This window comes from Ktedonobacter sp. SOSP1-85, from assembly GCF_016587415.1.
In the GTDB taxonomy this organism is placed as follows: Bacteria; Chloroflexota; Ktedonobacteria; order Ktedonobacterales; family Ktedonobacteraceae; genus Ktedonobacter.
Genome location: NZ_BNJI01000002.1, coordinates 487,784 through 500,644, shown reverse-complemented (window position 1 = coordinate 500,644; position 12,861 = coordinate 487,784). Strand labels below are relative to the sequence as shown.

Here is a 12,861-nt window from a genome sequence, read left to right as displayed (position 1 = left end):
TTCTTTATATACATTCAGGTCGCGTAGACTTCTCGCCACTGCGTGGCTCGCCGGGGGGGTAAGGTGTGCTGGTTGGTGATGCCTGGCCTCTGGCCAGGCATCACCAACCAGCACACCTTACTCGATGAGGGTGGCTTGCCGAACGATATTAGTGGCGGGCGATGTCCCATCAACACACCTTACCCGGTAGAAGGTTTGGGCGTCGAGCGTGTTGTAGGGTCCATGCTTGCATGGACTCACACTACAGCTATCTGAAGCGGCGCAAGTAGACGCGTAGGTGCGTGCCGCCTGGGATGATGCCGGCGGGAACGCTGGTGATGATCTCGTACTTGGGCGCGGCCTGTACGGCTGCTGTGGTCGCGGTCGGTGTGTCGGCGATGAAGACGACGCCGGCCAGATTGGTGCCCAGGGGCGCGATCAGCACGAGTTCCGCTTGCGCATGAGGTGGCATCCCGCTTTGGTCAGGTATTTGTGGATCGATGGCCAGGTCGGGTCGGAAGACGACTGCCATCGCGCTATAGCTGTAGCTGCCAGCAGTATTGGTGACCAGCACAACATTACGCTGGCGCCCGGTGAAGCTTTTATTCACCATCTGCTGGATGTGAGCCGCCTTCCGGTTATCGAGCGGCATGGACTGCACCCACGAGGAAGATTGGGCTGCTTAGTAATAGTGATTGTGGCAAACGTAGTAGTTGTCTCATTGTGGAAACCCCTCTCCATCCCATCCTTACCAACCTTCTCCCGTCCCACGTGCCCTGCCAGTGAACGGGCAAACCCTCTAGCATGTGGATAGGAGAATATGTTATACGACTATGGAAGTACCAGAAACTATCCTGGATATATAGGAGTCAACTACAAACAAAACATTCTTATTACAGTAACCTTAGAAACTATAACATATGTTTATAAAAAATGCAAATAGAAGAGCAGAAATATTAGTATAAATGCGATATCTTTTTGAAAATGTGGTAATAAGTGCGACCAGTTGACAGATGTTTCGTACCCACGTGAGAGGAGGATGTGCCCGGTTTACACTGTTTTGGTTATAGCTCATAACGTTCAAGAGAAACACTGAAAGGTCTTGACCTCAAGCACTTGAGGTTTTTTATACTACGGACATGAAGAGGGCTTCATCTCTTGAGCATCAAGAGTACGAGAGCATTGTGAAGAATTTAAGATAACTAATAAAGGTGGAAGCAAATGGCAGAATTAATCACCACACCATTCGGTGCGACAACAGCCGCGATGGAAGTCATTGAAAGGATCGATTTACGTGGGAAACGAGCTCTTGTCACAGGTGGCTCAAGCGGTATCGGAGTGGAAACGGCTCGCGCTCTGGCGCAAGCTGGTGCTGAAGTGATGCTCGCCGTTCGTAATACCCATGCAGGTGAACAGGCAGCCAAAGACATCAGGCAGACGACAGGCAATCAGCATATTCGTGTCGGGCAGCTCGACTTGTCAGACCTGAATTCGGTACGCGCGTTTGTGAGAGGCTGGGAGGGCTCACTTGATATCCTCGTGAACAACGCCGGCGTCATGGCCATTCCAGAGCGGGAGCTCAGTGCACAAGGGCACGAGATGCAATTCGCCACGAACCATCTCGGCCACTTTGCGCTGGCGCTTGGTTTGCATGACGCGATGGCCGCGACGGGACACGCTCGTATTGTGTCAGTCAGTTCGGTGGGTCATATCAATGGCGAGGTGGATTTTGATGACATCGACTTTCACGCTCGTCCCTATGATACATGGGTTGCTTATGGACAATCCAAGACGGCCAACATCCTGTTTGCAGTAGAAGCGGCCAGGCGTTGGGCAAGTGATGGTATCGTTGCCAATGCACTAAACCCTGGTCGAATCGCCAATACCAATCTTGGACGCCACATGAAAGATGCACCAGTGAACCCCGCACAGTCAGGCCCAGCAAGCACAGGGGTATCGATTAAAAATATTGAGCAAGGCGCGACGACCTCTGTTTTGTTGGCCGCCTCACCGTTAGTCGAGGGCGTCAGCGGTCGCTACTTTGAAGACTGTAACGAAGCTGGGCCACATCAGCCCGGTATTCGTCGAGGGGTAGCGGCATATGCCATCGACCCTGAGAACGCTGTAAGGTTGTGGAACACCTCACAGGACATGCTCAACGAAGCACAATGACACAGATTGCCTCCCTCCTGCGATAGGGAACCCAGGAGGGGTGGCGTCGATTGTGTCAGGATCTGCCGGACCACGCCAGGAGCAATGGGAAGCTTTGAGTCAGCAAACGGGGATTACCCAGGTTGCACTTACTACCGCAAAATGCTCACGAATCTCCAAATATGATCTCATATAACGATGCTGTGGGCGCTGTGCTGTGGGGGCTGCGTGTGCTTTAGCAGTCCCCACAATGCTCGGCTTTCTTAAAAGAGCATATGCAGATGCCGTCAGAATGACGTTTCTGCTGGTAGAGGCCTCTTTGCGAACACCAGTGTCAGCCACCAGAGCATACCTCCTGCGAGCAAAACTAGTAGTGGCTCAATAGGAGCACGAAAACGCATATCACTATAAAAGGCAATATTTTGCATTATTGTTGTTGCTAGAAAAAGATAAACTGTAAGCAGTTGTTGCTTTTTTAGTCTCCAGGTCACGAAAAAACCGCTAACTGCTAAACCGATCATAAGAAAGGTTGTAATAGTGATAGCATATATCATAACCTGTGCTGCTGGCTGATTGAGGTAGGCTTCAAAAGGGAGACCATGTGCGTAGGTATAGGGTATCCACATATTGATAAAGTGGATGGTGAGAATATATGGGATTACGTTTAAATGTGTATGTATCCATGACAACGCTCGCATCGTGTCCACTTTATCATCATCGGGGGTATAGCCGAATGTGTCATGATTGCGAGCATCGGCCGGCGGTCTCCATCTGCCACGAACTCCTGGATCTCCATCAACGATGGTATTGTTATACGCACCTAAAAGAACTTCTCCCATACCAGTAGAGATAAGCACGAATTTGTGGGTCACTGTATAGTTGCGATAAGTCCAGGGGATCGCTATAATAGCTGCAATACAAGCAATGACCAGTACATATTTGAGTACAGTATGCCAGGGAAGTATCTTTGCAACAGAGACAAAAATGCCCCAGATGCCGACCAGGCCAAGCAAAAGCACGCCATTTGGGCGAGTAAGCGTTATAAATCCTAATAGTAGGCCACACAAAAAAAGATGTCGTTGCTTCACCATTTTATAGCTTAATTTGTTTAGCCACTGCTGCTCTGAAGGGCTTTGAACTGCCAGAGAAGATCTTTGAAGTCGAAAAAGGGTATAAATAAAACTGGTTGTAAGAAAGGTATAGAGAGACTCAGAATATAGCCATCCATCATAAATAAACAGGCCCGGATAGAGAGCCGCAATTATACCACTATATAAGCCAATCCTCCGACCAAAGAGATCTCGTGCAAAGAAATAAATGACTACACAAGTCCCAGAGCCAAGAAAACAGTAAAAGAGGCGTGCATAAAATTCATTTTCACCAAAAAAATAATATATAGCACTTATGACAAATGGCCAGAAAGGCGGGCGGCTCACTGTTTGATGACTACTGTGTAAACAATAGCAATGATGTGAAACGATATTACGCGCAATCATATCATAGAGAGCGGCATCAAATGTAGGCTGATAACTGTGCGCAATCGTTACATTGTAAATTAAGCGTAAAGTTATAGATAAAGTGAAAATGGCAATTGGATATACATAAATTTTAAATACTTTTATAGCCATGTTTAGGAATTTTATAGTCAAATGCTTTATCTACCTACTATGTAGCGAGCTTCTATAGTCGTTTTTATAACCCACTTTTAAAAGTTAAATAGCATTATCTAAACGTCAATACGGTCTTTTTATCAGCTTTTCTTTCCTTCCTAAGATAAGGTTGGTTAGATTAATTGCTGTGATAACATTAACCATACTCTATTTGAACAAGAAAAGCAAATACTTGAAATTAACTTCTGTTACCTGTAGAATGGCTAGGCTTTTGTTCATCGAGAGGTACCTGATTTTACAGAGAGGAAGGATCTATGGCCGCATTACAAGTTTTAAAGGACTATCCTGGCCCATATGCTTTCGGGGCGAGATTTGACCTCAATCCAGATAGCGCCTTCTGGGCTGAGGGACTCCAGGCAAAATACATGTTGCTTTCATGGGGATAATCGGGGTCAGGCGCTCGTGAATATCTACCTCGCGCTGATCAAGTGTCGATAAGGGCCAGCTATCGAAGAGGCTTATGCGTGTTAGGGCAGTGGTTACGCTGAGTATATCATCGATTTTGCTTATTCTGGTAACCATCACAACGAAATGCAGTAAGGTGGCCCCGAGAATTGCGCTCTAGAAGCGTGACAAATTCCCTATATATATCTATATTCTAAAAAGAGAATAATGTATATGCTGCAGAAAGAGAAAACAATGGAGACATTCTCGACGCGTCCCGCAACGGAAGCGGATATTCCTCAGCTTTGTCCCCTGTACTGGGATTTTCACCTCTATCATGTCGTGGGCCTTCCCGATTGGCTGCGTATGCCCGATAGAGTGGAGGTGCGCGAGCAGCAAACTGGCGAACTAGCAAAGGGCCTGCGCGACATCATCCAGCGGGAGGATGCCGCGATCCTGATGGCTGAGCAAGCCGACGGCATCATCGGCTTTGTAGAAGTATACCTACGCGAAGACGAGGTACATCCGCTCAGGGTGGCCCATCGCTATGGCTACGTACAGAGCCTTTTTGTAACCGAGGCCTGCCGGAAAACGGGCTGTGGTCGAGCCCTCATGCAGGCGGCTCATGACTGGGCCAGGGCGCGGGGCGCGATCGAGCTCCAGCTTGAGTCCTGGGACTTTGCCGCCGGACCGCTGCGCTTCTACGAAAAGCTCGGCTACCGCACAGTGAAGCGCCAGATGGTGGTCACTTTATCCTGAATATGGACATATCCATATTTTTGAGAAGCGCGTGTAATTAGCGTCCATCTCTTTAAGAATTACTGTCTATCATGTATCTATCACATATAAGGAATGGGCGCTATGCATATCAACCTTGGGAGAAGAAGAAATAAAGCTTTCTCCCTCGTATTGGCCCTGCTCTTTGCACTTATATGCCTGCTAATGATGCCTTTGAGCGGGCTCGCCAAAACCGTGACTATTCATGACCAGGCTCAGGTGCTCAATGTCGCTTCAGTTCAAGAAGCGGGCGCGAAGCTTCCCAATGACCTCATCGTTTATACGACTAATACATTTCAAGGAGACCTGGATGCACTCAACACGGAGGCGCGTAGTCTCCTTCCCGATCAGCAATCAATTGTGATCGATATTGATACTGTGCATCGCAACGTCTCTATCCAGAGCGGCACCAGTGTCTCGCTCTCCAATCAGCAGGCCCAGAACGCCGTCTCTGCCTTCGGCGATGCCTTTCACAAGGATAACAAGAGCGATTATACCAGCGCGACCATCGCGGCCATCGCCTCGCTCCAGGGGACACTGAATCATGAGCAATCTTCACTTACTCCGGTTGGCATCGTGGTCGCGATTGTGCTGGGTTTTGTTTTGCTTGGCGCGCTTATTATTATCGCGGTTGCCCTCGGGCGGCGGAGAGGCTCAGGAAGAGGTCCCTGGACCCCAGGTGGTCGTGATCACGGTTACAGGGCCCACAATACCTACACGCATACGCATACATATATACCGTCAAGTACCTCCTCTGGCGGCGGAAGTTTTGGTGGCGGGAGCACTGGTGGTGGCGCGGGCGGTCACTTCTAGATCTGGCTTACCATGTAGATGGTGATGGGCATTACTCATCACCATCTCTCTATTCATCGGGAGATACTCCCGTAAAGATGTAATATGGCGAGAGACCGTTCAGCCGGCAAAGATTTGTGCATAAAACTGGTCTCTTCCTAAACGGTCAAGGTAGCCGATTTTGCGTCGCTCGTAAAAGTCTTCACCTTCCCAGCGCTCGAAATACCAGATACAGTCGAAGAGGATACTCAATTTATACACATCAAAGAGGTGCCGCTTTTCGTCCATGCTCAAAGCCCGATGCCTGGTGTATTCCTGCAAGATGGTCCTTGTCTCGTTGAAATCAAATACATTCTCTTCCTTCTGAAAACGATGCCAGGTGTTCCAGTCGAAAGAAGCCTGGAAAGGGTTGATCAAGGCAGCGAGATCATAGAGAAGGAAGGTGTAGTTGGCATCATCAAAGTCAATTAAAGCGCTAAACTTCCCATCTGTGAAGAGTAGGTTGGAGAAATGGAAATCACAGTGACAGACTCCCCTGGGAAGGGATGGCGGTAGATGGAGCCCTGCGAGCGTGTGCTCAAGCCACGCCAGCTTTTCTCTGGCTTGAGCAGTGTTGATCCTTTGAGTGGCCTCTTGAGCTAGTTCCCAGCAAGTCTCTACATTATAGTTCAACCTATATGGTGTATGCAGTGGTTTATAGTCCCTGGTGATGGTGTTTAGCTCGGCAACTTGCTGGACAAGCTGCCTCTTCTGTGCCTCGTTAGGATGCTCTAGATGCTGACCTGTGGCAAATTCAAAGATGGCATACGGTTTTTCGTTATAGATGCCAGCATGTTCCCCGTTTCTGTCTTGTAATACAGCCGGGCAGGGATAATTGCAGCGTGTCAGGTAGCGAATGAGCTCGCTTTCAAACAAGACGGACTCCAGGGAGCGATTCTGATAGTAGCGGAAAACAAATCTACCCTGTGTCGTCTGAAGAAAGTAATTTGTCTGTACCGTTCCCGTGGTAACTGACTCAAACGCGAGAAGCTCTCCCAATGTGTAACGGGAGAGAATATCTTTCAATGCTTGTTCTGAGAAATGTGTTTTTGCAGCCATACAGGCTATTTTAGCAAACGCTAACCGAAGTTACCATGTTTTATCTATCTGTCTATCTCTATGTCTGTTTTACAAACAAAGTTGTCCCTGCGCTTGATTGTTCTCAGCCATGCTGGCGGTTAGACTATGGCTATAGTTTGATCGTTGTAATGAGTGCCATGCGGCAAGGAGATTTGGCATGCTTACACAGGAACAACTGGCGTTCTACCATGAAAACGGCTATATTTTGGTAAAGGGATTGCTCTCCAGAGAGGAAGCGGCGGCATATCGCCAGGAGTGTCATGAACTGGCGGATCGACTGGCAGCCCAGCGCAATATCGATGCGACCTGGGGCAGTGCGCGCGACGCGATCATGGCGACCGATACAAAAATCCTACACTGTCATGATGTGCAGTTTTACGCGGCCTCGTTTGGTCGTCTGATCCTCGATGAACGGATTACGGGTGTTGCGGCTGATGTTATTGGCAGCCAGAATGTGCAGTTGCATCATACAAAGATGTTTATCAAGCCGCCCGAGAAGGGATCGCCCTTCCCGCTGCACCAGGATCATCCCTTTTTCCCGCATGCCAACCATAGCATGATCGCGGCGATTGTGCATTTCGATGACGCGCCGCTGGAGAAGGGCTGTGTCCGCGTGGTGCCGGGCAGCCATAAACTGGGTCCGGTTCCGCATAATCCCGAGGGAAGCTGGCACCTCTCGTTTGATGAGTATCCCCTTGAGGCGTCGCAGCCCTGCCCCGCCGAGGCTGGTGATGTGCTCTTCTTTAGCTACCTGACCATTCATGGCTCGGGCGTGAATGTAAGCAGTGAGGCGCGCACAACCGTCCTGATTCAGATGCGTGATCCCGCCGATCCGCCTACCGTCGATACACATAAGTCACGTGGGCAGGGGATGATCCTGCGGGGTATTGATCCGCTAAACCAAATTCCATAGGCACCTGATTGATGACTTTGCTGGCAAATTTTGTCCGGACACGTTTCCGAGCGCGGAAAGGTATCCAGAGGCTTTCAAGACCGGTAGGGACCCGGTTTACCGCGTCCACAGGCGATTAATCGCCCGTGGGCGCAGCCTGAAAGACGCTGAAAAAGACCTTTCACGTCACTATGTGCTTGTAACAGCGCAAAAACACGGCTGCGCCCACAGGCCATAAATGGCGTTTGGACGCGATAAATCGGGTCCCTACCAACAATTCAGGCGTTTCTCACAAGCCTGTTCGGACAACTTGACAAAATTTGCCAGCAGCGTCATCAATCGGGCGCCTATGATATCTTATCTCTAAAGAGAGGAGGCCTACTCTGGATAGTCTCGCGCCGCGCCAGCGCTTTACCGATCTCAGCCATCTCACGCTCTCGTTACGCCTGGGTAGCTTTCAGAGTGAGATTGTGGGTTGGGGCTTTATTGGGCCGCGCTGGTGGCGGAATTACCTGCATACTCATTCCTTCTTTGAGGTTTGCTATGCCTTCCAGGGTCAGGGCCTCTTCCGCTTCGCTGGAGTGGACTATGCTGTTCATGTGGGCGATGTCTTTATCGCGAAACCCGGTGTGGCGCATGAGATTATCTCATCCGAGAAAGATCCGCTGGGCATCTATTTCTGGTCGTATACGCTCTATGAGCGAGCTGATGCATACAATGCGCCTGCTTCGGGCGTGGACGAGCTCCTCCGGGCCTATCTCGCCTCGCCATCCGTGGTTAGTGCGCGTACCACGGCGATGCTGCGCACGCTCGAACTCTTGACTGAGGAGGGCACACGTCGTGAGCCGGGCTATCTCCAGGTTGTTGAGGGCCTGGTCATCAAGCTCCTGCTGGATACTGCGCGCTCCGTCGTGGATACGAGTGACTTGTGTGAGCCGCTTCCCACGCCAGTTCGTAGTCCAGAGGAGGCTGTGACGCAGACAATCAAGCGCTACCTGCGTGATAACTATGCGCGCCCGATTACCATGCGCGACCTGGCGGCCCAGGTGCATCTCAGCGAGCGCCACACTGCGCGTCTCTTTCGCAAGGTCACTGGCGACTCGATTATGGACTATCTTACCAGGTTGCGGCTGGAGATGGCGGCGCAGCTTCTCCTGGACCGGCAGGCCCACATGCCGATCAAAGAGATCGCCCAGGCCTGCGGCTACCCCGACGTCCGCTACTTTACCACACTCTTTCGCCAGCGCACTGGCCTGACTCCAGCCCTCTTTCGCCAGCAGGGTGGCACACGTTTCTTCACTTCTTCCCCCTCTTTGTCTTGAAACGAAAGAGGCCTCAAGGATAACGAACTCTTCCAATTGACAAAGTCAGCGGTGGGTGTTTTTAATTGATAGATAGACACTCATGATTATTTGCATGGAAGGGAAAACCGCTCTCTATGAACGACCTCAAAGACCTTTATTTCCTGCCCGCGCCGCGCTCAGTGCGCCGAGACGAGGATCTTTGCATCCTCCCGGCCCGCGCCTCTATTATTTTGCACGCCAGCGAGGCCGGGGCTATCTTCCTCATCGCGCAACGCTTGCAGCATGCCCTGCTCGACCAGGCGGCTGTAACGGCCGAGATCCGTGCCTCTGGAGCAGGTATGGCGAGTGATGAATTTGGCATACAGCTCGTCCTTGATCCGCAGCAGGAGGGCCACGAGCAGGGTTACCAGCTCCAGGTGACATCTAAGGCCATCACGCTTACGGCGCGGACGCCCGTGGGCCTCTTCTACGCCATCTGTACGCTGATCCAATTGCTCCAGCAGTGTGGGCGTGTCCTGCCCTGCCTGGAGATCCTCGATTGGCCCGATGTCCCGGCACGTGGCGTGATGCTTGATATCAGCCGCGATAAAGTGCCGACCATGGAGACGCTGTTCCAGCTCATCGATCTCCTGGCCTCCTGGAAGATCAACCAGTTTCAACTCTACACTGAGCATACCTTCGCCTATCGCGCGCACCAGGAGGTGTGGGGCAAGTCCTCACCCATGACAGGCGAAGAGATTCTGGAGCTGGATGCCTATTGCCGTGAGCGCTTTGTAGAGCTGGTCCCCAACCAGAACACCTTTGGACATATGAAGCGCTGGCTGATTCATCCAACCTACGCGCACCTGGCCGAGACGAGCGGGAGCTTCCCCGTTCCCTGGGGAACGCTAGAGGGACCATTCAGCCTCGCCCCCGTTCAGCCTGGCAGCGTGGCCCTGGTGGAAGAACTCCTTAGTGAGCTGCTTCCGCACTTTGCGAGCCGCGTAGTCAATATCGGCTGCGACGAGACCTTTGATGTGGGACACGGCCAGAGCCAGGAGGCCTGCCAGGAGCGCGGACTGGACCAGGTCTACCTGGAGTATGTGCTCAAGATTCGCGATATCGCGCAACGTCAGGGGCGCACTGTGCAGTTCTGGAGCGATATCCTGAATGATTACCCCGAGCTCTTTAAAGAGTTACCACGTGATATGGTTGCTCTCGAATGGGGCTATGAGGATAACCATCCCTTCGCCGAGCGCAGCGAGCACCTGGCGGCGTCTGGTATGTCCTTCTATGTCTGCCCAGGCACCTCCTCATGGAACTCGCTGGGGGGCGCGTCGATAACGCCCTGGGGAACCTGCGTAGCGCGGCTGAGGCGGCTCGAACCTATGGTGCCAGCGGTTATCTCAACACCGATTGGGGTGATAACGGACACTGGCAGCCCTTGCCGATAAGCTATCCTGGCTACGCGGCGGGTGCCGCCTACTCCTGGTGCCTGGCGAGCAACACCGACAGCGATATCCCAGCTCTGACGGGTCGCTATGCCTTTCAGGATGAGCAGGGGGAGATGGGCCAGCTTATCGCGCGCCTGGGTAATGTCTACCAGCTCTTCGAGATCATTCATAATAGCACGCCTCACTTCTGGGCTCTGCACCGCCCGCTCGCGCAGGTGAAAGATGATCCGCTCTTCCCGCTCCAAACCTTCATCCAGGCCGACGAGCAACTTCTGGAGATCGAGCGTGAGCTCGTGAGCATCCGCCTGCAAGCTCCCGACGCCGCGCTGATTGTGCAGGAGTATGAACTGGTGTGCCGCTTGATGCACCATGCCAGCCTGCGCGTCCAACTAGCGCATGATCCCACCAACGCCAATCTATTAGAGCGCGCGCGCAAGGATGTCCAGAGCCTTCTCGGCGACTTCCGCCAGGTCTGGCTGGCCCGTAATCGCGAAGGTGGCCTGGCCGACAGCATCGTGCCCCTGGAGAAGATGCTCACCGAGGAGTATCGCTAACTTGTAGGCAGATCGGGTAGTGCTTCTAAAGGGCGCACCTACCCTCACTTCACTACGCGAATGTCCGCGAATGTCCCCACGCCCGGCAGGGTGGAGAAGGTAGGTGCGCCCTTTAGAAGCACTATCTTCTCCACCCTGCATGGGCGTGGGATGCCCGCTACTAGCATACATGGTTATTGTGGACAACCCTGCATGGGCGTGGGATGCCCGCTACTAGCATACATGGTTATTGTGGACAACCCTGCATGGGCATGGGACAACGGAAAACATAGAAAGGACTATGAGTCATGATGATGGACCCGATTGTTGCAACTGCCTCGGGCCAGGTCCGAGGCGCCACAAAGAACTCCATTTATGTTTTTAAAGGTATTCCTTATGGAGCCTCAACCGCCGGGCGTGGACGCTTTCTTCCTCCACAGAAACCCGAACCCTGGAGCGGCGTGCGCGATGCTTTGCGCTATGGCGCTAGCAGTCCCCAGCCAGAGGGCGGCCTGGGAGTGATGCTCTCATTGAGTGGCGGCGCGGAGCCCGAGCCTCTAAGCGAGGACTGCCTCTATTTGAACGTGTGGACCCCCGCGCTCAATGACGGTGGCAAACGACCGGTAATGTTCTGGTGCCATGGTGGCGGCTTTACCATGGGCTCGGGCTCGGCGGGCTTCTACGAAGGGACCAACCTGGCACGCCGGGGCGATGCCGTGATCGTGACGGTCAACCATCGCCTTGGTCCGCTGGGTTACTGCTACCTGGGCGAGCTGGCGGGCGGGGAGTACGCAGCCTCTGGCAATGTCGGCATGCTCGACCTCGTGGCGGCCCTGGAGTGGGTGCGCGACAATATCGCGGCCTTTGGTGGCGATCCCAGTAATGTCACGATCTTTGGTGAATCGGGCGGCGGGGCCAAGGTCAGCATCCTCATGGCCATGCCTGCCGCGCAGGGTCTCTTCCATCGCGCCATCATCCAGAGCGGTCCCGCCTTGCGTGTGAGTCCACGAGCGAAGGCTACTCATCGCGCCGAGAAGCTCCTGCGTGAGCTTGAGATCGCCCCAGGCGATGTCGAGCGTCTGCGTGATATCCCTATTGAGCGGCTCTTTGAGGCCAACGCCAGGATTAACCCGAACGCACTGGCAGGCTGGGGACCAGTCATGGATGGCGTGGTCATCCTCCAGCAACCCTTTGATCCGTTCGCACCTGCTATCTCCGCCAATGTGCCGCTGCTAATCGGCACAAACAAGGACGAGATCACCCTCTTTACGCTGGCCGATACTGGACTGGCGACGCTCGACGAGGCGGGTCTGCGCGCTCGCGTGAGCCAATTCGCGGGCGCCAGAGCGGACGAGTTGATTGCAGCCTATCGTGACGCGCAGCCCCAGGGAACCCCTGCCGACATCTACACGGCCATCGGCAGCGACCGCATGATGCGCATCAACTCGATCACCCTGGCCGAGCGCAAATACGCCCAGGGCGCGGCCCCGGTCTACATGTACCTCTTTACCTGGGAGACGCCGATCCTGAATGGGCGCCTGAAGTCGACGCACGCCCTGGAGATTCCCTTCGTCTTCGATAATCTGACCTATGCCGTAGGCTTTACTGGTGGTGGCGGCCCCGAACGCCAGGGTATTGCCGACGCTATGAGCGAGGCCTGGCTCGCCTTTGCCCGCACAGGCGCTCCCGGCCCCAACTGGCCCGCCTATAATCCCAAGGAGCGCGCGACCATGATCTTCGACCGCGAGAGTCGCGTCGAGCACGACCCCGCCGGGCCCCAGCGCCAGGCCTGGGGCGACATGCTGATCAATGGCTTCAGTGAATAGC

At 53.2% G+C, this 12,861-nt stretch carries 12 protein-coding genes; 9 read left to right on the top strand and 3 right to left on the bottom strand.

The features are described from left to right. The first annotated feature begins 78 nt into the window (after positions 1-78). Positions 79-255 carry a hypothetical protein gene (locus KTE_RS30385; protein WP_201388122.1) on the top strand — a complete coding sequence of 59 codons (177 nt, stop codon included), beginning with the start codon at positions 79-81 and terminating at the stop codon, positions 253-255. On the opposite strand, the gene KTE_RS30380 is transcribed toward KTE_RS30385, so the two are convergent. Beyond that, the gene (locus KTE_RS30380; RefSeq protein ID WP_201388120.1) at positions 248-631 is read right to left on the bottom strand and encodes a hypothetical protein; all 384 of its coding nucleotides are present in this window, start codon (positions 629-631) and stop codon (positions 248-250) included. The two genes, KTE_RS30385 and KTE_RS30380, sit on opposite strands and share 8 nt — an antisense overlap. A gap of 569 nt (positions 632-1,200) precedes the next feature. Between KTE_RS30380 and KTE_RS30375 the strand changes: the two genes are divergently transcribed. After that, positions 1,201-2,151, top strand: a complete 951-nt coding sequence (locus tag KTE_RS30375) for an SDR family NAD(P)-dependent oxidoreductase (protein WP_201388119.1) — start codon at positions 1,201-1,203, stop codon at positions 2,149-2,151. Between the two features lie 266 nt (positions 2,152-2,417). On the opposite strand, the gene KTE_RS30370 is transcribed toward KTE_RS30375, so the two are convergent. Continuing rightward, complete coding sequence (locus tag KTE_RS30370) at positions 2,418-3,758, bottom strand: glycosyltransferase family 39 protein (protein WP_201388117.1); 1,341 nt, start codon at positions 3,756-3,758, stop codon at positions 2,418-2,420. A 296-nt stretch (positions 3,759-4,054) separates the two neighbouring features. Between KTE_RS30370 and KTE_RS49035 the strand changes: the two genes are divergently transcribed. The 3 genes from KTE_RS49035 (at position 4,055) to KTE_RS30360 (ending at position 5,774) form a co-directional block, all read left to right on the top strand. Then, the gene (locus tag KTE_RS49035) at positions 4,055-4,186 is read left to right on the top strand and encodes a hypothetical protein (RefSeq protein ID WP_255553005.1); all 132 of its coding nucleotides are present in this window, start codon (positions 4,055-4,057) and stop codon (positions 4,184-4,186) included. Positions 4,187-4,418: 232 nt separating this feature from the next. Continuing rightward, on the top strand, positions 4,419-4,943 hold the full coding sequence (locus KTE_RS30365; protein WP_201388115.1) for a GNAT family N-acetyltransferase: 525 nt from the start codon (positions 4,419-4,421) through the stop codon (positions 4,941-4,943). A 102-nt stretch (positions 4,944-5,045) separates the two neighbouring features. Beyond that, positions 5,046-5,774, top strand: a complete 729-nt coding sequence (locus KTE_RS30360) for a hypothetical protein (RefSeq protein ID WP_201388113.1) — start codon at positions 5,046-5,048, stop codon at positions 5,772-5,774. 99 nt (positions 5,775-5,873) lie between these two features. Here KTE_RS30360 and KTE_RS30355 read toward each other — a convergent pair whose 3' ends face one another. After that, a complete protein-coding gene (locus tag KTE_RS30355) occupies positions 5,874-6,851 on the bottom strand; it encodes a homoserine kinase (protein ID WP_201388111.1) in 978 nt (325 codons plus the stop codon). Positions 6,852-7,029: 178 nt separating this feature from the next. Between KTE_RS30355 and KTE_RS30350 the strand changes: the two genes are divergently transcribed. The 4 genes from KTE_RS30350 to KTE_RS30335 all read left to right on the top strand — a co-directional run bounded on the left by KTE_RS30350 (position 7,030) and on the right by KTE_RS30335 (position 12,860). After that, positions 7,030-7,785, top strand: a complete 756-nt coding sequence (locus KTE_RS30350) for a phytanoyl-CoA dioxygenase family protein (protein WP_201388109.1) — start codon at positions 7,030-7,032, stop codon at positions 7,783-7,785. Between the two features lie 449 nt (positions 7,786-8,234). Continuing rightward, positions 8,235-9,086, top strand: a complete 852-nt coding sequence (locus KTE_RS30345) for an AraC family transcriptional regulator (RefSeq protein ID WP_201388107.1) — start codon at positions 8,235-8,237, stop codon at positions 9,084-9,086. A 116-nt stretch (positions 9,087-9,202) separates the two neighbouring features. Beyond that, the gene (locus tag KTE_RS30340; RefSeq protein ID WP_201388106.1) at positions 9,203-10,501 is read left to right on the top strand and encodes a family 20 glycosylhydrolase; all 1,299 of its coding nucleotides are present in this window, start codon (positions 9,203-9,205) and stop codon (positions 10,499-10,501) included. Between the two features lie 841 nt (positions 10,502-11,342). Continuing rightward, positions 11,343-12,860 carry a carboxylesterase/lipase family protein gene (locus tag KTE_RS30335; RefSeq protein WP_201388104.1) on the top strand — a complete coding sequence of 506 codons (1,518 nt, stop codon included), beginning with the start codon at positions 11,343-11,345 and terminating at the stop codon, positions 12,858-12,860. Position 12,861: the final 1 nt, after the last annotated feature.

Coding starts and splice junctions, on each gene's coding strand:
- KTE_RS30385 (WP_201388122.1), top strand. CDS start 79: ATGCCTGGCCTCTGGCCAGGCATCACCAACCAGCACACCTTACTCGAT.
- KTE_RS30380 (WP_201388120.1), bottom strand. CDS start 631: ATGCCGCTCGATAACCGGAAGGCGGCTCACATCCAGCAGATGGTGAAT.
- KTE_RS30375 (WP_201388119.1), top strand. CDS start 1,201: ATGGCAGAATTAATCACCACACCATTCGGTGCGACAACAGCCGCGATG.
- KTE_RS30370 (WP_201388117.1), bottom strand. CDS start 3,758: ATGGCTATAAAAGTATTTAAAATTTATGTATATCCAATTGCCATTTTC.
- KTE_RS49035 (WP_255553005.1), top strand. CDS start 4,055: ATGGCCGCATTACAAGTTTTAAAGGACTATCCTGGCCCATATGCTTTC.
- KTE_RS30365 (WP_201388115.1), top strand. CDS start 4,419: ATGCTGCAGAAAGAGAAAACAATGGAGACATTCTCGACGCGTCCCGCA.
- KTE_RS30360 (WP_201388113.1), top strand. CDS start 5,046: ATGCATATCAACCTTGGGAGAAGAAGAAATAAAGCTTTCTCCCTCGTA.
- KTE_RS30355 (WP_201388111.1), bottom strand. CDS start 6,851: ATGGCTGCAAAAACACATTTCTCAGAACAAGCATTGAAAGATATTCTC.
- KTE_RS30350 (WP_201388109.1), top strand. CDS start 7,030: ATGCTTACACAGGAACAACTGGCGTTCTACCATGAAAACGGCTATATT.
- KTE_RS30340 (WP_201388106.1), top strand. CDS start 9,203: ATGAACGACCTCAAAGACCTTTATTTCCTGCCCGCGCCGCGCTCAGTG.
- KTE_RS30335 (WP_201388104.1), top strand. CDS start 11,343: ATGATGATGGACCCGATTGTTGCAACTGCCTCGGGCCAGGTCCGAGGC.